General features: G+C 70.6%; 22 protein-coding genes and 1 pseudogene. 15 read left to right on the top strand and 8 right to left on the bottom strand.

What is annotated here, in order from left to right; genetic code table 11:
- Positions 1 to 152: 152 nt before the first annotated feature.
- Positions 153 to 1,400 carry an AAA family ATPase gene (locus AB0F41_RS20240; protein ID WP_357425954.1) on the top strand — a complete coding sequence of 416 codons (1,248 nt, stop codon included), beginning with the start codon at positions 153 to 155 and terminating at the stop codon, positions 1,398 to 1,400.
- Between the two features lie 34 nt (positions 1,401 to 1,434).
- Here AB0F41_RS20240 and AB0F41_RS20235 read toward each other — a convergent pair whose 3' ends face one another.
- Positions 1,435 to 1,638, bottom strand: coding sequence for a hypothetical protein (locus AB0F41_RS20235; protein WP_357425952.1), 204 nt, complete (start codon positions 1,636 to 1,638; stop codon positions 1,435 to 1,437).
- 297 nt (positions 1,639 to 1,935) lie between these two features.
- Here AB0F41_RS20235 and AB0F41_RS20230 point away from each other — a divergent pair, with 297 nt between their 5' ends.
- On the top strand, positions 1,936 to 2,271 hold the full coding sequence (locus tag AB0F41_RS20230; RefSeq protein WP_357425951.1) for a hypothetical protein: 336 nt from the start codon (positions 1,936 to 1,938) through the stop codon (positions 2,269 to 2,271).
- A 33-nt stretch (positions 2,272 to 2,304) separates the two neighbouring features.
- On the opposite strand, the gene AB0F41_RS20225 is transcribed toward AB0F41_RS20230, so the two are convergent.
- On the bottom strand, positions 2,305 to 2,955 hold the full coding sequence (locus AB0F41_RS20225; protein ID WP_357425949.1) for an amino acid-binding protein: 651 nt from the start codon (positions 2,953 to 2,955) through the stop codon (positions 2,305 to 2,307).
- A gap of 275 nt (positions 2,956 to 3,230) precedes the next feature.
- Here AB0F41_RS20225 and gatC point away from each other — a divergent pair, with 275 nt between their 5' ends.
- Positions 3,231 to 3,530, top strand: a complete 300-nt coding sequence (gene gatC / locus AB0F41_RS20220) for an Asp-tRNA(Asn)/Glu-tRNA(Gln) amidotransferase subunit GatC (protein ID WP_357425947.1) — start codon at positions 3,231 to 3,233, stop codon at positions 3,528 to 3,530.
- A complete protein-coding gene (gene gatA, locus AB0F41_RS20215; RefSeq protein WP_357425945.1) occupies positions 3,527 to 5,023 on the top strand; it encodes an Asp-tRNA(Asn)/Glu-tRNA(Gln) amidotransferase subunit GatA in 1,497 nt (498 codons plus the stop codon). The genes gatC and gatA overlap by 4 nt, the downstream gene beginning before the upstream one ends.
- 134 nt (positions 5,024 to 5,157) lie before the next feature.
- On the opposite strand, the gene AB0F41_RS20210 is transcribed toward gatA, so the two are convergent.
- From AB0F41_RS20210 to AB0F41_RS20195, 4 genes are all read right to left on the bottom strand, one after another.
- Positions 5,158 to 5,601: an SRPBCC domain-containing protein gene (locus AB0F41_RS20210; RefSeq protein ID WP_357425943.1), complete on the bottom strand. Its 444-nt coding sequence runs from the start codon at positions 5,599 to 5,601 to the stop codon at positions 5,158 to 5,160.
- Positions 5,602 to 5,633: 32 nt separating this feature from the next.
- Positions 5,634 to 6,599, bottom strand: coding sequence for a hypothetical protein (locus AB0F41_RS20205; protein WP_357425941.1), 966 nt, complete (start codon positions 6,597 to 6,599; stop codon positions 5,634 to 5,636).
- 126 nt (positions 6,600 to 6,725) lie between these two features.
- Positions 6,726 to 8,126, bottom strand: coding sequence for an alpha/beta-hydrolase family protein (locus tag AB0F41_RS20200; protein ID WP_357425939.1), 1,401 nt, complete (start codon positions 8,124 to 8,126; stop codon positions 6,726 to 6,728).
- Complete coding sequence (locus AB0F41_RS20195) at positions 8,123 to 8,932, bottom strand: hypothetical protein (protein ID WP_357425938.1); 810 nt, start codon at positions 8,930 to 8,932, stop codon at positions 8,123 to 8,125. The genes AB0F41_RS20200 and AB0F41_RS20195 overlap by 4 nt, the downstream gene beginning before the upstream one ends.
- A gap of 166 nt (positions 8,933 to 9,098) precedes the next feature.
- On the opposite strand from AB0F41_RS20195, the gene AB0F41_RS20190 reads away from it, so the two are divergent.
- From AB0F41_RS20190 to AB0F41_RS20180, 3 genes are all read left to right on the top strand, one after another.
- Complete coding sequence (locus AB0F41_RS20190) at positions 9,099 to 10,343, top strand: sensor histidine kinase (protein WP_357425936.1); 1,245 nt, start codon at positions 9,099 to 9,101, stop codon at positions 10,341 to 10,343.
- A gap of 104 nt (positions 10,344 to 10,447) precedes the next feature.
- Positions 10,448 to 11,110 (top strand): response regulator transcription factor, encoded by a 663-nt coding sequence (locus AB0F41_RS20185; RefSeq protein ID WP_357425934.1) that lies wholly within the window; start codon positions 10,448 to 10,450, stop codon positions 11,108 to 11,110.
- 107 nt (positions 11,111 to 11,217) lie between these two features.
- The gene (locus AB0F41_RS20180; RefSeq protein WP_357425932.1) at positions 11,218 to 13,221 is read left to right on the top strand and encodes a protein kinase; all 2,004 of its coding nucleotides are present in this window, start codon (positions 11,218 to 11,220) and stop codon (positions 13,219 to 13,221) included.
- Between the two features lie 28 nt (positions 13,222 to 13,249).
- Here AB0F41_RS20180 and AB0F41_RS20175 read toward each other — a convergent pair whose 3' ends face one another.
- Positions 13,250 to 13,960: an ABC transporter ATP-binding protein gene (locus AB0F41_RS20175; RefSeq protein ID WP_357426036.1), complete on the bottom strand. Its 711-nt coding sequence runs from the start codon at positions 13,958 to 13,960 to the stop codon at positions 13,250 to 13,252.
- Between the two features lie 47 nt (positions 13,961 to 14,007).
- Entirely contained in the window at positions 14,008 to 14,313 is a 306-nt protein-coding gene (locus tag AB0F41_RS20170) for a hypothetical protein (RefSeq protein WP_357425930.1), read from the bottom strand.
- Positions 14,314 to 14,503: 190 nt separating this feature from the next.
- Between AB0F41_RS20170 and AB0F41_RS20165 the strand changes: the two genes are divergently transcribed.
- The 8 genes and pseudogenes from AB0F41_RS20165 (at position 14,504) to AB0F41_RS20130 (ending at position 25,109) form a co-directional block, all read left to right on the top strand.
- Positions 14,504 to 15,982 carry a histidine kinase gene (locus AB0F41_RS20165; RefSeq protein ID WP_357425928.1) on the top strand — a complete coding sequence of 493 codons (1,479 nt, stop codon included), beginning with the start codon at positions 14,504 to 14,506 and terminating at the stop codon, positions 15,980 to 15,982.
- Between the two features lie 144 nt (positions 15,983 to 16,126).
- A complete protein-coding gene (locus AB0F41_RS20160; RefSeq protein WP_357425926.1) occupies positions 16,127 to 16,816 on the top strand; it encodes a response regulator transcription factor in 690 nt (229 codons plus the stop codon).
- Positions 16,817 to 16,884: 68 nt separating this feature from the next.
- Positions 16,885 to 17,712, top strand: a pseudogene (locus AB0F41_RS20155) (serine/threonine-protein kinase); the annotation flags it as partial.
- A gap of 1,733 nt (positions 17,713 to 19,445) precedes the next feature.
- Complete coding sequence (locus AB0F41_RS20150) at positions 19,446 to 20,342, top strand: hypothetical protein (protein ID WP_357425924.1); 897 nt, start codon at positions 19,446 to 19,448, stop codon at positions 20,340 to 20,342.
- 90 nt (positions 20,343 to 20,432) lie between these two features.
- Positions 20,433 to 21,467 (top strand): ATP-dependent 6-phosphofructokinase, encoded by a 1,035-nt coding sequence (locus tag AB0F41_RS20145; protein WP_357425922.1) that lies wholly within the window; start codon positions 20,433 to 20,435, stop codon positions 21,465 to 21,467.
- Positions 21,468 to 21,518: 51 nt separating this feature from the next.
- Complete coding sequence (locus AB0F41_RS20140; RefSeq protein WP_357425920.1) at positions 21,519 to 22,919, top strand: alpha/beta fold hydrolase; 1,401 nt, start codon at positions 21,519 to 21,521, stop codon at positions 22,917 to 22,919.
- 43 nt (positions 22,920 to 22,962) lie between these two features.
- Complete coding sequence (gene gatB, locus AB0F41_RS20135) at positions 22,963 to 24,471, top strand: Asp-tRNA(Asn)/Glu-tRNA(Gln) amidotransferase subunit GatB (RefSeq protein ID WP_357425918.1); 1,509 nt, start codon at positions 22,963 to 22,965, stop codon at positions 24,469 to 24,471.
- A complete protein-coding gene (locus tag AB0F41_RS20130; protein ID WP_357425916.1) occupies positions 24,468 to 25,109 on the top strand; it encodes a GyrI-like domain-containing protein in 642 nt (213 codons plus the stop codon). The genes gatB and AB0F41_RS20130 overlap by 4 nt, the downstream gene beginning before the upstream one ends.
- Positions 25,110 to 25,486: the final 377 nt, after the last annotated feature.

Here is a 25,486-nt window from a genome sequence, read left to right as displayed (position 1 = left end):
CACCGGCGCGCCCCGGGGGCAGCTCGCCCACCGGCGCCTGCCCCGGGATCAGCCGGTCCGCCGGACCAACCCCGAGATCGTTCGCGCGGCGTATCCGACACGGGCGGCTCCCCGTCCTGCGGCATCGGGACCGGACACGGCAGGATGGCGGGATGCTGCGCAGTTTTCGGGTGTCCAATCACAAATCCCTGGCCGACCTACAGGAACTGCGGCTGACCCGTGGCGTCGCCGCGCCGGTGGCGATCCCGGTGACCGCGGTGCACGGCGGGCCCGCGGCCGGAAAATCCAATCTGGTCGACGCGCTGGGACATATGCGGGACGCGGTCCTGGAATCGGTGACCGGCTGGGACCCGTACGCCGGACCGGTACGCACCCCGCATCTGGCGCACACCGGGCGTGCCTCGGAATTCGAAGCGGTCTTCGTGGCCGAGGGGATCCCGTACACCTACGGATTCCGCACGGACGCGGCCGATGTGGCCGCCGAATGGCTGTACAGCCATCCACGCAATCGCCGGCGGATCGTCTTCGAACGCGAGGGCGAGCTGGTCCGGGTCGGGCCCATGTTCGAACCGGCGCGTTTCGGGATCACCGCGCTGGTACCGCTGGTGCGGCCCAACGCGCTGCTGCTGAGCCTGGCGGGCCAGATGTATGCCGAGGCGCTGGTTCCCGCCTACCGGTGGTTCGAGACCATGCTCGAGGTCGTCCGCGGTGCCGGGGATATCGAGGCCGTCGAGCGCCGGGTGGGATCGCATCTGTCCCGGTCCACCGAGAACGCGGCCCGGCTGCTCACCCTGTTGCAGACGGCCGATCTGGGGATCACCGATCTGCTCATCGCCCAGAACGATCCCGGGTACGCCGACTATCTGCGTGATCTGGACGCCGATATCGCGGCGCTGACCGAGCAGCTCGATCACGCCGCCGCCTCGCCCGGTTACGCGGCGCAGCTGGCGGAGGACAGCGGGCTGACCTCCGTTCAGCTCGCGCGTGAACTCACGAATATGCGCAACGCCCGCGATGCGCTCTACACCCGGATGGTCGCGCGCCGCGGTGTGGGCCTCCGGCTGGTGCACAGCGGGGTGGAGCCGGTGTTCACCCTCGCCGAGGAATCGTCGGCCACCCTGGCGTTACTGCGGCTGCTGCCCATGCTCCTCGATGCCCTGGACACCGGAAAGGTGCTGGTTGTCGACGATCTCGGCGACCGGCTGACGATCGAGGAGGCCGACCGGCTGGTCCAGCTGTTCCAGAACCCGGAAACCAACACCCGCGGTGCGCAACTCGTGTACACCACCGGCGACCGCGCGCTGGTCGATCGCGGGAACGGCCGGTCCGCGCGGACCCGCACCGGTGCCTGGACCATCCGCCGCTCCGGCGCCGGGGCCAGCACTGTGGCGGCAACGTGAAACCGGCCGCCCGATCGGGCGGCCGGTTCCGGGATCACTTACTCGGTTCGGGGAGTGTGCATCCCATACGCGGATTGAGTCCCACGTAGTTCAGGGGCCCGGAGACGACGGTGACCGTCAGCGTCGCGAGGTGTGAGCACTCCTCCGGTGGATCGTTGAAATAGCCCCGCTGCCACGCGGCGATAATGCCCGCCACGAACCAGACGAGGATGACGAGGCTCGCTACACGGCTTCCCATTGCACCTGCCCTTATCGTTGAATCCGGCATGTCGATTGCTTCCTTCCACATCCGGTAGGGAAGGGATACCCCGTCGTTTCACATTGATTCGCGCCGAGCCCGGAGTCACAGAAGTACGGGTTCCCCGGGGTTCCGGCCGGTTTTTCTCCGCCGCACGGCCGTTCGTGCGGACGATTCGCCGGTCGGGGGCGTTCGGAGGTGCCGGTGGGGTTCCGGGCTCGAAGTGCTCGCGGGTCCGGGCGCTTTCCCCGGGGCGTCGGCGGTCGTCCCCGCCCCGCCGGGGCCTAGCATGGTGGAGTGTTCGAACTGGCGATGCTGGTGATCATGGTGGCCGCACTGGCGGGAATGCTCGTCCTGGTGTTTCGCGGGCGGCGGGGCGGACGGCTGCCCGCCGACGCCGAGGTCGGGTCGCTGTATCTCACCGGCGTGAGTCCGCGACCCGAGGCGATGGGCGAACAGTTCGTCACCATCACCGGTAACCTCACCGGCCCCACCGAGACGGGCACCGTGGTCTACGGCCGGATGGTGTGGGATGCCGCGTACTGGCCGGCCATCGGCGATACCCTCACCGTCGCGTACCCGCCCGGTAAACCGGACCGGTGGCGGATCGTCGAACCCGGTGGCGCGGGGTAGCGGCCGCCGGTACAGCGGCGCGGCGGTGGCCCGTCAGCCGAGGACCGTGGCCACGATCCCGGCCAGATAGCCCAGCCGCGCGATCTCCGAGGGCCGGAAGTCGGGTCCGCCCGGCCGGCCGAGCAGCAGCGCCTTGGTCGAGGGGCCCAGCGGGGCGGCGGCCAGTTTGGTGTCCATATCGCGCCAGATCTCGGGCACCCAGTCGGCGTCGCCGTCGAGTGCCAGCGGCTTCTGTAGCGGCATCCACGGCACCGACCCGGCCTGGGTCTGCGGGGCACTCTGGCTGCCGACCACGCGGTAGGCGCCTTGCTCGCCGATATCCAGCACCGTGCTCCAGCCGACCCGCAGAACCCGGGGCACGCCGTCGACCAGCACCTGCAACCTGTCGTCGCGGGCATTGGCCACATTGTCGATGAGCTCGAGCTCGCGGTGGGTGTCGAGGACGCCGGAATAGGGCCGGATGGAGTCGACCCGCACGTCGCCGAGTGATTCGGCGGCGGTGATGAGGGTGTCGGGTAGCGCGTTCGGCGCGATCTCGACCACGAGATCGTCGACCGCGAAGCCCGCCCCGCGCTCGACCACGTCCAGCGAAAGGATATCGGCACCGACGGTTCCGAGGGCCACGGCCAGCGAGCCGAGGCTTCCCGGGCGATCCGGAAGTTGCACGCGGAGCAGATATGACACGTGCGTTTCCCTTTCCTTCTGTGACCGAGGCTCTCAACGAATACCCGGTCTGCTCATGCTTACACCCATTTCGGAGGGTTATCGAGTCGAATTGTGCGTGCTACCCGGGGTTCACAGATAGTCGACTGGTGTGAAATGTGCAACTTTCGAATTTTTCCGGCCGGAACCGGAACGCACGGCCTGCCCACCGGCCCGTGGGGACCGCACCATTAGGCTGACCGGTGCTCGTGATCGATCGCCGTAACAATCGAAACTATCGCCGAAAGGGGTTCGCGGTGACCGCCATCTCCCGCGACGAGGTCGCACACCTCGCCCGGCTGTCCAGGCTCGCGCTGTCCGAGGCCGAACTCGATCAGTTCGCCGGGCAGCTGGATTCGATCCTCAGCCATGTGCAGACCATCTCCGAGGTCGCCGCCGCCGACGTTCCGGCCACCTCGTCGCCGGATCCGGTGACCAATGTGACCCGCGCCGACGAGGTGCGTCCGTGCCTCACGCCGGAGCAGGCCCTCGCGGGCGCGCCCGCCGCCGAGGAGCAGCGTTTCCTGGTCCCGCAGATCCTGGGGGAGGGCGAATGAGCAATCAACACAGCGTGAGCGCCGCCGATCTGACGAAACTCGGCGCGGCCGACCTCGCCGGCAAGATCCACGGCCGGGAGGTGACCTCGGTGGAGGTGACCCGGGCGCATCTGGATCGGATCGCCGAGGTCGACGGCGAATACCACGCGTTCCTGCATGTGGCCGGGGAACAGGCGCTGGCCGCCGCCGCGGAGGTGGACGCCGCGCTGGCCGCCGGAAACGCGCCGGCCTCGCCGCTGGCCGGGGTGCCGCTGGCACTCAAGGACGTGTTCACCACGACCGATATGCCGACCACCTGCGCGTCGAAGATCCTCGAGGGCTGGGTGGCGCCCTACGACGCGACGCTGACCCAGCGGTTGCGCGCGGCCGGGATCCCGATTCTCGGCAAAACCAATATGGACGAGTTCGCGATGGGTTCCTCCACCGAGAACTCCGCCTACGGCCCCACCCGGAACCCCTGGGATACCGACCGTATCCCCGGCGGTTCCGGCGGTGGCTCGGCGGCGGCGCTGGCGTCCTATCAGGCGCCGCTGGCGATCGGCACCGATACCGGTGGCTCCATCCGGCAGCCCGCCGCGGTGACCGCGACGGTCGGCACCAAACCCACCTACGGCACCGTTTCCCGGTTCGGTCTGGTGGCCTGCGCGTCCTCGCTGGACCAGGGCGGCCCGTGCGGGCGGACGGTTCTCGACACCGCGCTGCTGCACGAGGTGATCGCCGGGCACGATCCGCGTGACTCCACCTCCCGCGATGTCCCGGTGCCGCCCGTGGTCGAGGCCGCTCGCCGGGGTGCGGGCGGCGATCTGCGCGGGGTGAAGGTCGGCGTGGTCAAGGAACTGCACTCCGACAGCTACCAGGCCGGTGTGCTGGCCTCCTTCGATGCCGCGGTCGGGGTCCTGAAGGATCTGGGCGCCGATGTGGTCGAGGTGTCGTGTCCGCATTTCGAATACGCCCTGGCCTCCTACTACCTGATCCTGCCCAGTGAGGTCTCGTCCAACCTGGCCCGCTTCGACGCCATGCGGTACGGGCTGCGGGTCGGCGACGACGGCAGTCACAGTGCCGAACAGGTCATGGCGGCCACCCGCGCCGCCGGCTTCGGTCCCGAGGTCAAACGACGCATCATGATCGGCACCTACGCGCTGTCGGCCGGGTACTACGACGCCTACTACGGGCAGGCGCTGAAGGTGCGCACCCTGATCGCCCGTGATTTCGACAAGGCCTACGAGCAGGTCGACGTCCTGGTGTCGCCGACCAGCCCGTTCACCCCGTGGAAGCTCGGCGAGAAGGTCGACGATCCGCTGGCGATGTACCTGTCGGATCTGTGCACGCTGCCGACCAACCTGGCCGGGCATCCGGCGATGTCGGTGCCCTCGGGGCTCAGCGCCGACGACGGGATGCCGGTGGGCCTGCAGATCATGGCGCCGGCCCTGGCCGACGACCGGCTGTACCGGGTGGGTGCGGCCTACGAGGCGGCGCGGGGCGCGATCGCCTGACCGCGAACCCCGGCGGGTCCTCCGCCGGGGTGGCGGAATCGTACGAGAGGCGGTGATCCGAAGATCGGGTCACCGCCTTTTCGGTGCGTACCGGACCACGTCCGGCCCGGAGCGATGGCTGCCGATACCGGCGATCAGTGGGAGTGCAGCCGTTCGGCCTCGCCCTGGACGCCGGTGGTCATCCCCGGGAACCCGCGGCGGAAACCGCGACCGAACAGGAGCCCGACCAGTGGCGAAAGCCAGCCGTCGAGTTCGAAATGCGATTCGTAGCGGGTGCGGCCGCCGTCCAGCGGTATCACGGTATGCGCGCGGTGGCTGCGCAGTGCGCCCAGCGGCAGCGGTTTCATGGAGTAGCTGAACTCGCGGCCCGGGGTGACGCTGCGGATCCATTCGCGCATCGGCAGTGGTCGCGGCAGCAACTGCCGGACCGACATATCGATCGGCGCGCCCACGGTCAGCTCCGCGCGGCAGCGGCCGATGAACGGATTCCATTCTGCGTATCGCCCGAAGTCGGTGAGTACCGACCACACCACCTCGGGAGGAGCATCCACCTCGACTGCGTCGTCCACTACCAGCACAGGGTCAAAACTAGAACGCGTTACAGGGCTGGTCAACCCGTGGGCGACTCGGCCCCGGCGCGTTCCGGCGCGACGGGGGGTAGCTTCGGTAGCCGCGGTAGCGGAACGGGGTCCAACTGTGGCAGCGGGACCGATATCTCGACCGCCGTCACGGGCAGGCGCACCAGATTCCGCACGGACCGGGGAACGAGGCCCGGCCGGGGGTGCCGGGGTGCGACCAGATCGCCGGGGCCCGTCGGCAGACCCAGTCGTGCGGCCACGCCCGGAACGGGCAGGGCCGGGCGGCGGACCCGCCGGTGCAGCCGGCGCACGGCGGCGAACAACAGCGCCAGCGCCGCCACGCTCAGTGCCGCCGCCCGCAGCAGCCACGGCTGGGTCGGATGCCCGGTCGCCGCATGGGTGGCCGCCTGGGTGAAGGTTTCGACCACCGGGACCCCGTACTGCTGGCGGCGCGAGTTCAGCTCCACCGCTTTCGACGCGATCTCCGCGAACGTCTCACAGCGGGTGCGGACCATCGGCTCGGTATGCGCGTCGCAGGCCTGATGCAGCCGCACACCGAGGGCCTGGTCCATCGCGTGCCGGGCCCACGGGCCCAGGGGCGCGCCGGTGCGGTCGGCGTAGCGCAGCAGGTCGTAGCCCAGGTCGTGGGCCATACACGCGGTGTCGAACTCCGGGGGCAGTTCGACCGGTGAGGAGCACTGGCCGTCGGGCGCCACCAGCAGCCCCTGCCGGAGAATCGGCTGGTACCCCGAGTAGGACGCGAAATCGCGCGGTATATCCGCCGCCGCGGCCGCGCCGGCCGCGCCCGAGGTCAGATCCACCACCGCAAGACCGGTCGGCCCGGCGATCGAGGCGTCGATACCGACGGCCTCCGACGCGGGCGCCGGCACCACGGGGATCACCAGACCGAACAGCGCGGCGATCAGCAGTGCCGGTCGCGACAGCCGCCGGAACCGGCGCCGCCCGCGACGCGGGTGGTGGTAACTCGGTGAAGCCATGGTGGGACACCTTAAGGGCACGACAGGACGGCGCGCGCACGGCAGGTCCCGGCGTGGACGCCGGGACCTGTCTCGGAACCGGCCCGCATCCTTCGGGCAAACCGGCCGGTCCGGGACCGGAATCGATCAGCGTTCCGGATCGCAGGAGGGCATAGCGGTGCCCTGGTCGGTGCCGTAGCGATGGCCGTGTCCCGGCGGTGCGCCGAGGGCGCCGAGCAGATCGGTGGTGGTCTGCACGAAACTCGCGACGGGCAGCCAGGGCGGGGTCGGAGCGTCCCGGCGGGCGCCGGTGAGGTCCGGCGGCCGCCACAGCAGATCGAGTGACCAGCTGACCACCGGATCGGAGGTGTTGGCCAGGATCGCGGTTCGCGCGCCCGGTTCGGGCCCGCCACCGCCGGGTATGCCCGCCCACAGCGTCGCGCAGGCCCGGCGGTTCTGTTCGGCGGATCCGGCGAATACCGCGCTACCTCCGAAAGCGCCCAGGCTCTGCCCGTAGAGGTACAGCCGCGGCGGATCCGGCAGTGTCGCGCTGTGCGCCTCGATGGCCGCGAACAGTGCCCGCGCGGAGGTGGCGGCGCTATCCCGGCCCAGCAGGAAGGTCGCCCAACTCGGTAGCCCCGAGTACTGCAGCGCCACCACGGCCATATCCGTGCCGAAACGGGTCCCGAGTCCCTGCAGGGCCCGGGCGTCCACCCAGCCCGACCCGGTGGGTACGGCCACCACCAGATGCGCTCGATCGAACCCGCCGGTCCGCACCAGTTCCCGGACCGCGAGCGCGGCGCGGGCGGCGGGATCCGGCGCCGAATCCAGTCCCACGTACACCTGGACCGCGCCCGGCGGACCGGAGGTCACGAAACGCTGGCCTTCCCGCCCCAGCGACGCCCAGCTCACCAGCGATTCGGCACTACCCGAGCGGGTCGGCGTGACAGGCCGCACCAGGCCGGATTCGACCGGGCCGCCCGGACCGGCCACCGCGGGGATACCGAGCAGGGTCGCGGGCAACGCCGCGACCACCGCCGTCACCAGCACCCGCGACCAGCCCAGACGGTGCAGTACCCAGCGGGTCCCGGTGACCGCGGTCGCCGGCCCGGCGGTGAGCAGAAGCGCGCAGATCGCCCACAGCGGCCAGTACCACGGTGGTACGGGCGCGCCGCCCATGGCGGCGCGCAGCGAGTTCTGCCATTCGTTCGCGTAGGCGACGGCCGCGAGGACGGCGGCGCCGGTACCGGCCGCGATGAGCGGCCGGGAGAGTACGGGCCGGGGCAGGCCGGGTGGGATCCGGCGCGCCACGGATCGCAAACCGTAGGCGAGGCCGAGCGCGACCGCGACCAGCAGCGCCGTGAGCGCGGCCTGGACGGCCGCGGACCGGGGGAGCAGACCGGGGGTGAGGGAGACCACGGTGCCCGCGCCGACCGCCAGGGTCGCCCGGACCGGTGGCCACTCCCGCGGCAACCAGGTGCGGGCCGGGTGCATCGCGGCCTTGGCCCGGAGCCGGTCCGGGGCACGGTCGACGGTGAGCACACTCATCGGAATTCGCCTCTCGTCGCCGCGGTGGGGCGGGCGATGACGATTGCGGTAGCCGGGGCACTCGTCTGCGCGATGGTGGGCTGTGGCAGCGCTCGTCGGCGTGCGGTACGCGGGGATCCGGTTCGATCCGGCGAGCGCCCATACGGGAGAGGTTCGATCCGGCTCGTGAACAGTGCGGCGACCAGTGCCGCGAGTAACAGCCCGGCCATCTGCGGCAACCGGTCGCCGCCGGCGGTGAAGGAGAGCCGCTCCACTACCGGGACCCCGTAGCTCTGCCGCATCGAGTTGATTCCCACCGCCGCAGCCGCGACCTCGGCCATCCCCGCGCACCGTAGGCGGGCCGCTGCCTGCACCCGGTGGGTGCACACGGTGCGCATGCGATCGGCGAGGGTGCGATCGAGTTCGCGGCGGGCCCACGGACCCAGCGGGTGTCCGGTGCGGTCGGCGTAGCGCAGCAGGTCGTAGCCGAGATCGTGGGACTTGCAGGCCGTCTCGAACTCCGCCGGCAGCGGGACCGGGGACGAACACGAACCGTGCGGTGCGACCAGGAGCCCGTCGACCCGTTCGGGTAGATAGCCGGCGACGGCGGGGAAATCGGCGGGTATCACCGCTGCGGCTCCCGGTGAGGTCAGCGCGCGTACCGCGGCCGCTGCGGGGGATACGGCGGGCGAAGGCCCGGCGGCGGTGGCCGCGGGCAACGGCGACAGCGCGACCACCGCGGCGATCCCGGCACCGGCGATCACGGTTCGCCGGGAACTCCGGGGCCGGGGCACGCCGTGGCGCCCGGCGTTGTTCGAGACAGGCATGGTGCAGGACGTTATGAATGGAAGGCGGCCGCCGGCGTCCCGCTCGGGAGGGGTTGCGGTGCAGGTCCGGCAGGCGAGAGCGGCCCCGCGCTCCCTCCCGTGTACGGGCGGGAATTCACCCCACGGTATGAGGCGCCGCGGGGCCCCGGTTCCTAATGTCGGGGGAATGAACGAGACGACCGTCGTGAAACCGGCCCCGAGGCGCCGCGGTATGTGGGGCTTCGTCATCCGGGTCGGATGGCGCGGCTGGCTCGACGCCGGCACGGTGCTGACGGCGATCGTCCTCTACGCGGTGGCGTGGCCCACCCTGTTCCTCACCCACGATGTGCCGCCGGCGCTGGCGCCGCTGATCGCCGCGTTCGCGGCCCTCCCGGTGCTGCTGATGCGGGTGAACGCGCTGCTGGGCTGGGCGGTCTCCGCCGGTTCGGCCCTGCTCATCGCGCTGGCCGTGCCGAATCTCCCCGGCGAGGAGATCCCGTTCCAGGTGGTCCATATCGTGGCCCTGTACTTCCTGGTGTTCGCGGTGGCGACACGGTCGACGATCCAGCTGACCGCCGTGGTGTGGGGCGCGACCTCACTGCTGCTGGGTGCCGGTATGTCCGCGGAGGGCCTGGGCGCGGACCCGTGGGCCTGGCCGGTGTCACTGGGCGGCCTGGTGTTCGTCGCGCTGCTGGTGCGGTCGCTGGTCCGGTCCCGGTCCGAACTCGACCGGCAGACGGAGCTGAGCGATCTGGAACGGGCGCGGCGCACGATTCTGGAGGAGAAGGCCCGGATCGCCCGCGATCTGCACGATGTGGTGGCCCACCATATGTCGCTGGTGGTGGTGCAGGCGCAGACCGCGCCCTACCGGGTCGAGGGGGTGACCGACTCGGCGCGCGCGGAGTTCGAATCGATCGGCGCCACCGCCCGGGAGGCGCTCAACGAGATCCGGAGTCTGCTGGGGGTGCTGCGCAGCGACGGTCAGCTGGCCGAGAACGTCCCTCAGCCCACCGCCCGTGATCTGGAAGCACTGTTCCTCGGCGCCACCCGGGCCGGAGTGGATCTCACCTGGTCGGTGGAGGGGACGCTCGCGGCGATCCCGGACACGGTGGGCTCGGCGCTGTACCGGATCGTGCAGGAATCGCTGGCCAACGCGGGCCGGCACGCGCCGGGCGCGCAGGTCCGGGTGACACTCGACTGCGGCGGGTCGATCGACCTGGCGGTGGTCAACGGTCCGGCGCCGGGACCGGTGCTGGTGGGTCCGGGCGGGCACGGCATCCAGGGGATGCAGGCGCGGGCGGTCGCGGTCGGCGGCCGGTTGAGCGCCGAGCCGACGGCGGACGGCGGGTTCCGGGTCGCCGCCCGGATCCCGCTGCCCGGGGGCCCGGATTTCGCCACCGCGGTGCTGCCTCGCACCGGAACAGCGGTCTGAGGGGCTGTCTTCCGGCACCGATCCGGCTCGGCGGTGCGCCGCCGGCGCCGCCCCCCGGGAACCGGCGGCGCACACCGGGCCGGTTCGGGAATTAAGCTGAGCTCGTGGCAATAACCGTGTTGATCGCCGACGACCAGGCCATGGTGCGGCAGGGTTTCGGGGCGTTGCTCGCGGCGCAGCCGGATATCAGCGTTGTCGGCGACGCCCCCGACGGGAAAGTGGCGGTCGCCGAGACGGCGCGGTTGCGGCCCGATGTGGTGCTGATGGATGTGCGGATGCCGGAGATGAACGGACTCGACGCGGCCCGTTCCATCCTGTCCTCCGGGTTCGACCCGCCGGTGCGGGTGCTCATGCTCACCACCTTCGATATCGACGACTACGTCTACGAGGCGCTGGGACTGGGCGCCAGCGGTTTCCTGCTCAAGGACGCGCCGGCCGAGGAGCTGGTGCGGGCGGTGCGCGTGGTGGCCGCGGGGGAGGCGCTGCTGGCCCCGACCGTCACCCGCCGGTTGATCGCCGAGGTGACCGCCCGCCGGGCGGCGCGGCGAAGCCCCTCTCCCGCCCTCGGTGCGCTGACCCCGCGGGAACGCGAGATCCTGGAACTGGTGGCCCGGGGTATGTCGAATACCGAGATCGCCACGGCGTTGTTCATCGCCGAACAGACGGTGAAAACGCATGTGTCGAAGGTCTTCACGAAACTCGATCTGCGCGATCGCGCGCAGGCGGTGGTGCTGGCCTACGAATCGGGCCTGGTCACCCCGGGCTGACCGGAATATCAGGATTTTCATGAGGTGCCCCGATTCCCGTCGTCGGAGCGTTACCGGCGCGTCCGCCCCGGTAGGCTCACGTGTCTGTCGGTCACCCGAAGGGGGTCGTGTTGCTCAACAGCGGTGACGTGTTCGCCGGGTTCACCGTCGAGCGGCTGCTCGGAGAAGGGGGAATGGGCGCGGTCTATCTGGCCCGCCATCCGCGACTCGGGAAACAGACTGCGCTGAAACTGCTCAAACCGGAACTCTTCGCCGACGCCGCGATCCGCACCCGGTTCGAACGGGAGGCGGATCTCGCGGCCCAGCTCGACCATCCGGGCATCGTCACGGTCTACGACCGGGGGGTCGAGGGCGAGCACCTGTGGATGTGTATGCAGTACATCGACGGTGCCGACGCGGGAACGGTCAACCCGCTCACCCTGCCGCCGGACAAGGCCGTGCAGATCATCGACGGGGTCGCCGACGCCCTCGACTACGCCCACGGTATGGGTGTGTTGCACCGCGATGTGAAACCCTCCAACATCCTGCTGGCGCGCGCCAATACGGGCCAGGGCGAACGGGTTTTCCTCACCGATTTCGGGCTGGCCCGGTTACGGGCGGAAACCGTCCGGCTCACGCAGACCGGCATGTTCACCGCGACCCTGGCCTTCGCCTCGCCCGAACAGATGACCGGCGGCGAGATGGACGGCCGGTCGGATCAGTATTCGCTGGCCTGCGCGCTGTATTGGCTGCTCACCGGAATGGCGCCCTTCGATTCGCCCAACCCCGCCGATATCATCCACGGCAATCTGCAGCTCGCGCCGCCGCCGCTGGCCGTCAAACGCCGCGGTCTGCCCCCAGGCCTGGACGCCGTGCTGGCCAAAGCAATGGCCAAACATCCGGGTCACCGCTATCGCACCTGTGTGGAATTCGCGACGGCCGCCAAACACGCGCTGACGGCCCCGGCCGGTACGCAGACCTATTCGCCCGGGACCGAACTCAGCGGTCCCGGGGGTGTGTATCCCGGTGCCGCGACCGGGTTCCCGGCCGCGCCACCCGCCGGGTACCCGGGCACCGAGAACCGGTACCCGGCGGGCGCGCCGGTGCCTCCGGGCGCCCCGGCGCCCCAGTCCGCGGGCGACCGATCCGGCTACCCGGCGCCGCCCTCGGTGGAGCAGACCGGCGCCGCGACCGCCGTACCCCCGGGCGCCGTGCCCCCAGCTGCGGTTGCCGCGCCGCCGCCCGCGCATCCGGTCCCGGGCGCCGCGCACCCCGGCCCCGGCGACGCCGAGCGCACCGGGGCGCAGCCGGTGGTCGTGGCGGCGCCGCCGGGCGCGGGCCGCGCGCCGGGCGTCGAACAGACCGGTGGTTCGGCGGTACCTCCGCCGGGGCAGTATCGCGGCTACCATCCCGAGCACTCGTCGTCGCGCGGTGGCAATCGCGCGGCGCTGATCGCCGTGGCGGTCCTGATTCCGCTGATCATCGTGGCGCTCATCGTGGCGGCGCTGCTGGTGGTCGTGGGCGGTGACGATTCGGACGACGCCGCGTTCGCACCCGCGCCCTCCACCATGGAGCGGGAACCCACCGGCACCAGCGGTCCCGGCACCACCGACGCGGGCCGCTCACCGGGTACGGCACCCGGTGACCGCACCCGCCGGCTGTTCCCGGCCCTGCTCCCGCAGGGTTCGGGCTTCGAAGGCATCGGGTACCAGGACACGGTGTGCGGGCAGTACGAACCCGGCGACCGTATTCCGATCCTCGAGGATGTGGCGGTGTTCCGCGAGATGCTGGAATCGCAACCCTGGGAGGCGGTCTGGGACTGCCGCCAGCCCACCCTGAGCGCCACCCGGCTGGATTACACGGTCCTTACCTATCCCGACGCCGAGGCCGCCCGCGATGTGGTCGATTCGCTGCCGCCCAACGATTCCGAATCCGGCGATAAACAGGGCGAACCGTATACCGCGCATTTCTGGGACGATCCCGCCGACCGCGGCCGGTCCAGCACGAATATGGTGGTCGAGTTCGGGACGGGCGTCGACTCACCGCGGGGCAATTCGCTGCTCTTCGTGCGCTATTGGGGATCGGCCGCACGCCAGGACGTCGAACAGTGGTGGTCTCGGGCCCCGCTGTGAGCCCGCCCGCCACCGGGAGGCCGCGCCGTCACGCCCCGACGGCGCCGGCCGGGGTTCGTTCGTCCGCGCCGATCCGGCCGTCACCGAGGGTGACCACCCGGTCGCAGTAGTCCACCGCGCCCCGGTCGTGGGTCACCATCACCACCGAATTACCCGAATCCGCCACCGCTGCCAGCAGTTCCAGAATCGCGGCACCGGTTTTGGAATCCAGGTTCCCGGTGGGTTCGTCGGCGAGGATGAGCGGCGGATCCATGATCAGCGCGCGGGCCACCGCGACCCGCTGCATCTGCCCGCCGGACAGTTCGGCGGGCCGGTGGTCCGCGCGGGCGCCGAGCCCGACCCGGTCGAGCAGTTCCAGCGCCCGCGGTTTGGCCTTCCGCAGACCGGTGCCGTCCAGCAGTTTCGGCACCGCGACGTTCTCCCAGGCCGACAGGGTGGGCAGCAGGTTGAAGAACTGGAAGACGAAACCCACCCGGTGCCGCCGGAACTCCGACTGCCGCTCCTCGCTCAGATCGCCGATCTCGGTGCCCCGGAAGCGGATCGATCCCGAATCGGGACGGTCCAGGGCGCCGAGCATATGCAGCAGGGTGCTCTTACCCGAGCCGGACGGGCCGATCACCGAGGTGAACTCCCCGGCTTCCAGGCGCAGGTCGATGCCGTCGAGCGCGCGGACCGGCTCCTCGCCGACGCGATACTCCTTCACGACCTCGGTCAGTTCCAGCATGGCCGGCTGCGTCATCGCCACCCCGTCTTCCACGGTTGTCCGTCCGGGCCCGCGCGGGTGCCTCACCCGACCGGAACGGGCGACGCCGTGCGCGCGTCGAGAACCGCGCGCAGCACAGGCTGTTCCGACGCCAGCTCGAGGTAGGCCTCCCGCAGCGTCCGGCCGTGGGCCGCCCCGGCCTCCAGCTTGGCGTCGAGATGAATCTTCCACCGATACCGCAGCGCCGCAAGTACTCCCTGCGGATCGCCGAACAGCCGTTCGAGCTGCGGGATGGCGTCGAAGAGGTCCTCGCGGCCGGGGTCGGCGGCGGCCCGGTCCAGGACGGTGTGCAGGATCTCGGTGCGTAGATGCTGATCTTCCCAGGACATGGCTCTGGTCCTTTCTGCCGGGACCTCCGTCGCCCACCGGTCCGGTGCGGCGATCTCGTGTTCCACGCTACGAATCCGGGTCCGGTAAATCGTCGTGCCGTGGACGTGAATCGATCTCCTACCGTGGGCGGAGCGCGGAACCCGCCGCGGGAGGATGCCCCGCGGGTGTGCCGGTGATTACCCTGGACATGTGCCCGAGAGCCACCTCACACTCCGTACCGCCGCGGGCGAGCGCACCACGGCGGCGGAGACGGACACGCCCTCCACGGGCCTACGGCCCGCGGGCATACGGTCCGCCGGCCGGATCGGGCACCTTCTGCGCGCGGTCCGGGACCGTGCCGCCCGCCGCGGTGTGCGGGTAGGCCTGTACCCGCTGCGCGATCTGCCGTTCGATTACCCGCCGAAGGTCGTGCTGTTCGCCGATCTGGCCATCCTGGTCGTCGGGGTGGTGGCCTGCCTGCAACGTCACGAGTATTTCCCGACCGTGCTCCCACTGATCGCGCTGGTCCTGCTGTTCGTCTCGGTGCCCGGTTATGTGTTCTTCGGGATCGTGCCCCGGCCGCTGGCGCTGTGCGCGGCCACGATGGTCGCCGCGGCGCTGTTCTTCGTGCAGCCGGTCGACGCCGATTTCGCACCGTTCGTGCTGATGGTGGCGATCGCGGAGATCGCGGCGATCGCCCCGAAAACGGTGAGTGCGCCGATGGCCCTGCTGGCCGCGGCCGAGCTGGTGGTCTTCGCGGTGCTGGGCGAGGCGCTGTGGAGTGACGAATCGCTGCGCGTGGGTGTCCCCATGTACGCGCTCGGCATCCTGCTCGGCTGGCTGGTCGGGGTGATGCTGCAGTATCAGCGGCTCTTCCTCTACCAGGAACGTGAGAATCAGAACGCCCGCGCCGCCCAGGCCGCGACCACCGAACGCAACCGGATCGCCCGCGAGGTGCACGACGTCATCGCGCATTCGCTCACCGTCACCCTGCTGCACGTGACCGCGGCCCGGCACGCGCTCACCAGTGACCGTGACGTCGACGAGGCGGTCGACGCCCTGGCCGACGCCGAACGGCTGGGCCGGCAGGCCATGGCCGATATCCGGCGCACGGTGGGTCTGCTGGATTCGGGGCCCGCGGCCGCCGGGGCCGAACCCGGTGCCGAGGACATCCCGGCCCTCGTCGACGACTTCGCCAATGCCGGGCTCGCGGTGCGGCGGCGGCTCACCGGAGATCTGTGCGCGGTATCGCCGGCGGTGGGTCTGGCGCTCTATCGGATCTGCCAGGAATCGCTGGCCAACAGCGCCAAGCACGCCCCGGGTTCGGCCGTCGACCTCGCCGTGGAGGTGGGCAGGCGGTCGGTGGTGGTGCACGTGCGCAATCCGGTACCCGGCGGACCGGACTCCCCGGCCGGCGGTCCCGGCCGGCAGCTCGGGAACGGCGCCGGGGTGGCCGGAATGCGTCACCGCGCCGAGGGCCTCGGCGGTCGTATCGTCGTCGGGCCGGATTCGGACGGGTGGCGGGTGCGTGCCGAGTTCCCGCTGGATGCGCAGGCCGAGGGCGGCGACGACGACGCGGCCGGAGCTCCGGCCGGCGGGGGCTGTGTGCTGTCGAACCTCCTGGGTGGGCCGCGGCCGGTCGCCGAATCCAGCCCGGTGTACGGTCCTGCGCCGCGGCCCGCGTCGTGACGTTCCAGCGGTCGCGGCGCACCGGGGGAGCGCGCCCACTGGGAGCGAACCCGGGCACCGACCGCCGGGCCGCCGTCGGCGCGGCGAGTGGGCGAGGCGGACGGTCTACCGGCCGGTCGCCGGTCGATGGGTACGGGAGGGACGATGACCAGGGTGAGTGATACCGAGCAGGAACCGCTCGAGGTGCTGATCGTCGACGATCAGGAACTCGTCCGCGGCGGGCTGCGGCGGATACTGCGGCGCCGCGACGGCTTCCACATCAGTGAATGCTCCGACGGTGACGAGGCCCTCGCGGCCGTCGCGGCGCAGACTCCCGATGTGGTGCTCATGGATCTGCGGATGAAGCGGGTCGGCGGGATCGAGGCCACCCGGATGCTGCGCGCCCGGGGGGCCGAACCGCCGGTTCTCGTACTCACCACCTTCGACGACGATCAGCTGCTGTCCGGCGCGCTACGGGCCGGTGCGGCCGGTTTCCTGCTCAAGGACTCCCCGGCCGAGGATCTGATCCGCGCCGTCCGTACCGTCGCCGCGGGCGGGTCCTGGCTCGACCCCGCTGTCACCGGACGCGTGCTCACCACCTACCGCACCACCGCCCCGGCCGTATCCCCGTCGGTCACCGCGGGCGAGCTGACCGGCCGGGAGCACGAAGTACTGGCGTTGATCGGCCGCGGCCGCGCCAACAGTGAGATAGCCCACGCGCTGGGAATTTCGGAGGTCACCGTGAAATCCCATGTGGGCCATATCTTCGGGAAGCTCGGCCTGCGAGACCGGGCCGCGGCGATCGTCTACGCGTTTGACCACGGTGTGGTTTCCCCGGGACAATCCAAGGTTTGACGGGCAGCCCGGGCGCGACAGGTGCCCGGGGCAGGCAGACGGCGCCCGCGAATGGAGAGGATGGACGGGTGCAGGCGCCTGGCTCCGAGGTCGGTGGACGGTTCGGTCCCTATGAGCTGCGCTCACTGCTGGGTAAGGGCGGTATGGGCGAGGTCTACGAGGCCTACGACACCGTCAAGGACAGGGTGGTCGCCCTGAAACTGCTCGCCGACGAACTCGCCGGTGACCCCGAGTACCAGATCCGCTTCCGCCGGGAATCGCAGGCCGCGGCCCGGCTGGCCGAACCGCACATCATCCCCATCCACGACTGGGGGGTGATCCAGGGCCGGCTGTTCATCGATATGAGGATGGTCGCCGGTACCGATCTGCGTGCGATCCTGCGGTCGGAGGGCCCGCTGAGCCCGCAGCGCGCGGTGGGGGTGCTCGAGCAGATCGCCGCCGCACTGGACGCCGCCCATGGGACCGGTCTGGTGCACCGGGACGTGAAACCCGCGAATATCCTGGTCACGCCCGACGATTTCGCCTATCTCGCCGATTTCGGTATCGCCCACCACGAAGGCGACACCGCGGTCACCCAGGCCAGTCCGTCGCTCGGCTCCCACATCTATATGGCGCCGGAACGTTTCGACCACGGCGCCATCACGCCCCGCGCCGATATCTACTCGCTGACCTGCGTGCTGCACGAATGCCTCACCGGCGCGCCCCCCTTCCCGGCCACGAGTACGGGCGCGCTGATCCGCTCACATCAGGCCGCACCGCCGCCGCGGGCAAGCGTCCAGCGAACCGGGTTGCCGGCGGGACTCGACGATGTGATCGCATGCGGTATGGCCAAGGATCCGTACGAGCGTTTCGCCACCGCAGGTGAACTCGCGGCCGCCGCCCGGTCCGCGTTGAATTCCCCGGCGCGACCGCCGCAGTACGGCACCGGCGGCCATACCGGCGAACTCGCCGCAACCCCGGAGGTCCCGGTGCCCCCGTCGGGACCGCCCACCGGCGGTATCCCGACCCTGGTGGTGCGGATGCCGCGCCGCGACGACGAGGGCGCACCGGACCCGACCACCACGTTGCCCGCGATCATCCCCGGCGACCCCACCTCGTTCCGGCCCGCCGATTCCGAGTTCACCCCGCTCACCCAGGACGAACCGCCCGCCGAGGCCGAGCAGGCCCCGGGTATCCGTCCGTTTCCCGACGCCCATCTGTTCCAGCACGAACAGCTGCATCCCGCCGCCGATCCGGCACTGCACGCCGATCAGGCACCCGCGACCGGTGGTATGCCGGTCGCCGATTTCTACCCGCCCGACCAGGCGACCCGCATCTACGGAGAGGCCGGGCACCACCCGCCCGCGGCCGAAGAAACCACGATGCTCCCCTCCGCGGGCGCACCCCGGGCCACCGACCCCTACAGCGCCGACATCGACCACGCCTACCGGGCGGACGACGCCACTCACGCCTACCGGGCGGACGACGCCACTCACGCCTACCAGGCCGACGACGCCACTCACGCCTACCAGGCCGACGACGCCACTCACGCCTACCGGGCGGATGACACCACTCGCGCCTACCAGGCCGCCGAACCCTATCGAGATCCGCGGGCCGGGTCCGGTTACGGCGAACCGGCCGGTTCCGGCCCCACCGACGGGTACGGCTACCACGGCGACGACCTCGGTTATGACGCCGCTCCGCCCACACCGGCCGGTCCCGGCGATCGGTACGGCTACCGCGGTGACGACTCCGGTTATGACGCCTCGCCGCCCGATTCCGGTCCCGGCGACCGGTACGGCTACCGCAGCGACCGCGACTACGACGCGGCTCGACCCGCCCCGGCGGACCCCGGCCCCGCCGGCCTGTTCGGTTATCGCGGCGACGACCCCGGCCCGGCGCCCGACCCCTACGCGGCGGCCTACGAAGCCGGCTACCGGGACAGCCGCGCCGCGAACTCCGCCCGGCGGCCGGAGCCCTCCGGCGAGTCCCGGCGTTCGCCGGTCGTACCGATCCTGACCGGTGTCATCGTGTTCGCGCTGGTGGTGATCGTCGCGGTCCTCGGTATCCGGTTCCTCGGCTCCGGCGACCAGGAGTCGCCGAGCGCCGCGGACAGCACCGGGGCCGCCGCCACCTCCGCCGCTCCCCGCAGCAGTGCCGCGGGCGGTACGACCACCACCGGTGGCCGCACCACCACCTCGGCTCCGGCGACCAGCACCACCGCGCCCGCCGATCTGCCCGCCGGGGCGCAACCCTGCTCGGGTTCCTCCGGTGGCGGCTCCCGCTTCGGCTCGGCGGCCACCGGCACCTCGGTGACCAGCTGCGAATTCGCTGAAGCGGTGCGCCAGGCGTATCTGGATCCCGCGGTGGTCTCCGCCGAGGGTGAGACGGTTCCGGTGGAAGCCACCAGTCCCGTGACCGGGCAGTCCTACACACTGGAATGTGTGGCGGAGGACGCGCTGGTCACCTGCCGTGGTGGCAACAACGCGATCATCTACCTGTATTGAGCGGTACTCGAGTCCGGATCCGGTCGCGGTGGCCTACTTTCGCGACCCGATCCGGGCGAAGCCGGGGGCCGATGGAGTACGGTTTTCCGACCGGGTACGAATCATCGGGACTGTGGGAGAGCACAACAGCCATGCGGAGCGACGTGTCGACCGAGAAGAAACGGGAACTCCCATTGGTCCGGCGCCTGCTCGCCCTCGGCTGCTGCCTCACCGCCACCGCCCTGCTCGCCGGCTGCGGTTCCGAACCCGAATCGCGCCGCACGGTCTCGACCTCGGTAACCCAGGCGGCGGCCGAGGCGCCCGAGGTGCTGGTCACCATTCCCGGCACTCTGGCCGCCGATTTCGTCGAACTGGAGAAGTCCACGGAGGGCGAGCTGGGGCTGGCGATCATGCCGGTCGGCGGTGAGAACCTGGTCGGGTTGGGGCAGTGGACCACCGGCCCGGCCTGGTCGACGATGAAGGTGCCGCTGGTCGTGGCCGCGGAACGTAAGAGCCCCGGCGGGCAGAACTACGCGACCTCGGCGGCCATCACCGCCTCGGACAACTCCTCGGCCGACGCCCTGTGGTCGACGCTGGGCACCCCGCGCGAGGCCGCGCAGGCGGTGCAGGAGGTACTGCGCGACGGCGGCGACGATACGACGGTCGTCCAGGAGAAACGCAGCCGCTCGGAGTATTCGTCGTTCGGCCAGTCGGAGTGGTCGCTGGCCGATCAGGTGCGATTCGGTTCCCGGCTGCCCTGCCTGCCCGGTTCGGAGCGGGCCGTGGAACTGATGGGGTCGGTGACGGCCAACCAGCAGTGGGGTCTGGGTTCGGTGTTCGGCACGGCGGAATTCAAGGGCGGCTGGGGCCCGGACACCGATGGCGGCTATCTGGTGCGCCAATTCGGGCTGGTTCCGGCCGGCGGCGGCTCCCTGGCGATCGCCCTTGCCGCGCAACCGGATTCGGGCACCTTCGCCGACGGTATGACGCTGCTCGACGAGATGTCGGAGTTGATCCAGCAGCATCTGGGTGAGTTCACCGGCGGCTCCTGCCCGGCCTGACGGCGGCCCGGCCACGGGGTTTCCCGGCGTTACCGGACATTCACGGGCCCGAAGCGGCGCGAAGCGCCCGCAACGGGCAAGATGGGCGCCATGCGCATCGGAATCCTGACCGGAGGTGGGGACTGCCCGGGACTGAACGCGGTGATCCGCGCGGTCGTTCGCACCGCGAACGGCCGTTACGGCGACGCGATCGTGGGCTTCGAGGACGGCTGGCGCGGTCTACTCGAGGATCGCAAGATCAGGATCCACAACGATGACCGCACCGACCGGCTGCTCGCCAAGGGCGGCACGATGCTCGGTACCGCTCGCACCAACCCCGACGTCCTGCGGGCCGGGCTGGGGCGTATCCGGCAGACGCTCGACGACAACGGGATCGAAGCGCTCATCCCGATCGGCGGCGAAGGGACGCTGACCGCCGCCAGCTGGCTGTCCGAAGAGGGCGTGCCGGTGGTCGGGGTGCCGAAAACCATCGACAACGATATCGACTGCACCGATGTGACCTTCGGCCACGACACCGCCCTGTCCATCGCGACCGAGGCCATCGACCGGCTGCACACCACGGCGGAATCCCATCAGCGGGTCATGCTCATCGAGGTCATGGGCCGGCACGCCGGCTGGATCGCGATCCACGCCGGGATGGCCGCCGGCGCGCATCTCACGCTGGTGCCGGAACAGCCGTTCGATGTCACCGAGGTCTGCGCGCTGATCAAACGCCGCTTCCAGCGCGGTGACAAACACTTCATCTGCGTGGTCGCCGAAGGGGCCCATCCCGCGCCGGATTCCGGATTCGCGCTCCGGGAAGGCGGTGTCGACGAATTCGGCCACGAGCGGTTCACCGGCGTCGCCCAGCAGTTGGGCATGGAGATCGAGCGCCGGATCGGCAAAGAGGTGCGCACCACCGTGCTCGGTCACGTCCAGCGCGGCGGCAGCCCGTCCCCCTACGACCGGGTCCTCGCGACCCGCTTCGGCCTGCATGCCGCCGAGGCGGTACACGCCGGGCATTTCGGTCAGATGGTGGCGCTGCGCGGCACCGAGATCGGGCTGGTGCCGTTGCACGAGGCCACCAAACAGCTGAAGCGGGTTCCGGTGGACCGCTACGAGGAGGCCGAGGCCTTCTTCGGCTGAGCCACGGCGCTGCGCCGCGGTCACGGCCCGGCCCGGGGATACAGTCGCACCATGCGCCATCGCAGGGGAGCGTTTCTGGTTGCGGTCGTGTCGGTCTTCGTCCCGCTGCTGGTCGGCGTCATCGTGGTGGCGGCCTGCGCCGGCGGCGACGTGGATGAGCGGGTGAGCGGACAGTGGCACGGCGCCGTGGCGGTGCCCGGAGCGCCGGTCGTGGTCGCGGTCGATTTCACCGGGTCCCGCAGTGGCGTGATCGATATCCCCGCGCAGCGCACCGGCCGTCATCCGCTGCGCGATGTGGTGGCCGAGCCGGGGGAGGTGCGATTCGATGTTCCCGATGTGCCGGGCGACGCCCGCTTCGACGGCAGGCTCGACGAATCCGCCGGCGCCATCGTGGGTGATTTCAGCCAGGCCGGAAGAACTTTCGGGCTCACCCTGAACCGCGAACCGGTGCCGCCGCCGGTCCGGCCGCAGCAGCCGGGGCCACCGTATCCCTATGTATCCGAAGATGTTTCGTATCCGAGCGGTCCGATCACGGTGGCGGGTACACTCACTCACCCCGCCGGGGACGGGCCCTTTCCCGCGGTGGTCCTCATCTCCGGCAGCGGCCCGCAGGACCGCGACGAGGAGATCGCCGGACACCGGCCGTTCCTGGTGCTCGCCGACACCCTCACCCGGGCCGGGTACGCGGTACTGCGCACCGACGATCGCGGTGTCGGCGCGACGGGCGGCAACCTGAACCAATCCGATTACGCCGACCTGACCGCTGACGTCGTGGCCGGTATGGACTACCTGCGCGGTCGTCCCGATATCGACCCGGACCGGATCGGGCTGCTCGGGCACAGCGAGGGCGGATATCTGGCGCCCGTGGTGGCGGCCCGCCCCGAGGCCGGGGTCGCGTTCGTGATCCTCATGGCCGCGCCGGCCGTACCCGGTACCGATATCGTTCTCGAACAGGGCCGTCGCGCGTTCACCGAGGCGGGCGCCACCCCGGACCAGGTGGACGCGCACCGGGCGTTCCTCCTCGACTGGACCGCGGCGCTGCGCGCCGGTGCGCTCACCCGCGCGGCCCGGCTGTCGGAGACCTACAACCGGACGCTGCCGCCGGACCTGCGTGCCGTCGCCGAACCGCTGAACAGCGAGAACACCCCGTATATGGCGGCGCTGGCCGCCCACGACCCGACGCCCGCCCTCACCGCGCTGCGGGTACCGGTGTTGGCGTTCTTCGGTTCCCGGGACGTCCAGGTCACCCCCGCGCAGAACGAGGCGCCGATGCGGCGGTCGCTGGCCGCGAACCCGGATACCACCGTCTCCGTCTTCGAGGGTCTCAACCATCTGATGCAGCCCGCCTACACCGGCCTGCCCACCGAATACGAATCCATCGAGACCACCGTCGACCCGCTGGTCCTCGATACCGTCACCGGCTGGCTGGGCGAGCGGGTTCCGGCGGGCTGACCGCCCACCGCCCGGCGGTACGCGCGCGCTTAGACTGTGGGCCATGAGCGCACCCACCGTCGAACTCATGGATTACGCCGACGTCGTGACCCGGTACGAGCCGGTGCTGGGCATGGAGGTCCATGTCGAGCTGAACACCGCGACCAAGATGTTCTGCGGTTGCCCCACGGCCTTCGGTGCCGAGCCCAACACCCAGGTCTGCCCGGTCTGCCTTGGTCTGCCCGGGTCGCTGCCGGTGGTGAATCAGAAGGCCGTGGAGTCGGCGGTGCGGATCGGGCTGGCGCTCAACTGTTCCATCACGCCGTGGGGCCGGTTCGCGCGCAAGAACTACTTCTACCCGGATCAGCCGAAGAACTATCAGATCAGCCAGTACGACGAGCCGATCGCGACCGAGGGCTATCTCGACGTACCCCTCGACGACGGCACCACGTTCCGGGTGCAGATCGAGCGCGCGCATATGGAGGAGGACACCGGTAAGTCCCTGCACGTCGGCGGCAGCACCGGACGTATCCACGGTGCCAGCCACTCCCTGCTCGACTACAACCGGGCCGGGGTGCCGCTCATCGAGATCGTCACCAAACCCATCACCGGGGCCGGGGACCGGGCGCCCGAGGTGGCGCGCGCCTATGTCACCGCCCTGCGTGATCTGCTGAAATCCCTCGAGGTCTCCGATGTCCGGATGGAGCACGGTTCGCTGCGCTGCGATGCCAACGTCTCGTTGATGCCGGTCGGTGCCGAGGTGTTCGGCACCCGCACCGAGACCAAGAACGTCAACTCCCTCAAGAGCGTCGAGGTCGCGGTCCGGTTCGAGATGCGCCGGCAGGCGGCGATTCTCGCGACCGGCGGCGAAATCATCCAGGAGACACGGCATTTCCTCGAGGCCGAGGGTTCCACGTCCCCGGGTCGCCGCAAGGAGACCGCCGAGGACTACCGCTACTTCCCGGAACCCGATCTCGAGCCGGTCGCGCCCGATACCGGCTGGGTGGACAGCCTGCGCGGCACCATTCCGGAATACCCGTGGCTGCGCCGCGCGCGCATCCAGTCGGAGTGGGGTGTCTCCGACGAGGTCATGCGCGATCTGGTGAACGCGGGCGCGCTGGATCTCATCATCGCCACCGTCGATGCCGGGGCGCCCGCCAAGGAGGCGCGCTCCTGGTGGGTCGCCTACCTGACCGAGAAGGCCAACGAACGCGGCGTCACCCTCGAGGAACTGCCGATCACTCCGGGCCAGGTCGCCGAGGTGATCGGCCTGGTCGAGGCCAAGACGGTGAACAACAAGGTCGCCAAACAGGTCGTGGACCTGGTGCTCGACGGGGAGGGCGATCCGGCCGCCGTCGTGGAGAGCAAGGGTCTGGGCATGGTCAGCGACGACAGCGCGCTGCAGTCCGAGGTCGACAAGGCACTGGCTGCCAACCCCGATATCGCCGACAAGATCCGGTCCGGCAAGGTGCAGGCCGCCGGCAAGATCGTCGGCGACGTCATGAAGGCCACCCGCGGCCAGGCCGACGCGGCCCGGGTCCGCGAACTGGTCCTCGCCGCCTGCGGAGCGTGACGGCGGACCCCGCGCCCGGCAAGGTCGACTTCAAGAAGGAGATCGCGGCCTACCGGGCGCCCCGGGGCCGGTTCGAGGTCGTGGAGGTGCCCGATCTGCGGTACCTCATGATCGACGGGCACGGCGACCCCAATACCGATCCGGCGTTCGCGCACGCGACCGAGGCGCTGTACCCGCTGGCCTACCGGCTCAAATTCGCCAGTAAACGCGAACTCGGCCGCGACTACGTGGTCATGCCGCTGGAGGGCCTGTGGTGGGCCGACGATATGGACTCCTTCACCGCCGCCCGCGACAAGTCCCGGTGGGACTGGACCCTGATGATCATGGTCCCGGACTGGATCGGCGACGAACTGTTCAACCGGGCGGTGACCCGGATTGCCGACAAAGGCGCCCCCGCGCGCCTGCACGATGTCCGCTTGGAGCCCCTGTCCGAGGGCCGCTGCGCGCAGACCCTGCATATCGGCTCCTACGACGACGAGACCGCCGTACTGGAACGGCTGCACCGGAAGTTCATCCCCGACAACGGACTGCGTATGACCGGCCGCCACCACGAGATCTACCTCAGTGATGCCCGCAAGGTCGCCCCCGGCAAACTCCGCACCATCCTCCGCCAACCGGTAGTCGCCGCGGGCTCTTGACCCGCAATCGCCCCTTCGATATTCCGCGGCCCACCACACACGGCCGACCAGCTCATCCCCCTCGGCCTCGCCCCCACCTCCGACCACCCCCGCGCCGCACCGGTACCCACCACCCCACCCCACCGCGCCGCATCTGTACCCACCACCCCCCACCACCCCACCGCGCCGCAACTTCAACCCGACCGTCCGATATCGGTGCCGAGTCCAGCGAGGCCCAGAAAGGTTTCGGCCCGCGTCGGCTGTCGGACCTCGAAGCGCATGTGGCGAAGCCACGAGTCTCGACGCCAACAAGGCCGCCGAGCATTGCAATGCGGGTTCCTCGGGTAAGAGGCCGCCAAAGCCGTTGTCGAATACCGACGAAATCCCATCGAGGGGAG

This window comes from Nocardia sp. NPDC024068, from assembly GCF_040638875.1.
Lineage (GTDB): Bacteria > Actinomycetota > Actinomycetes > Mycobacteriales > Mycobacteriaceae > Nocardia.
This window is presented reverse-complemented; position numbering and strand designations above follow the sequence as displayed.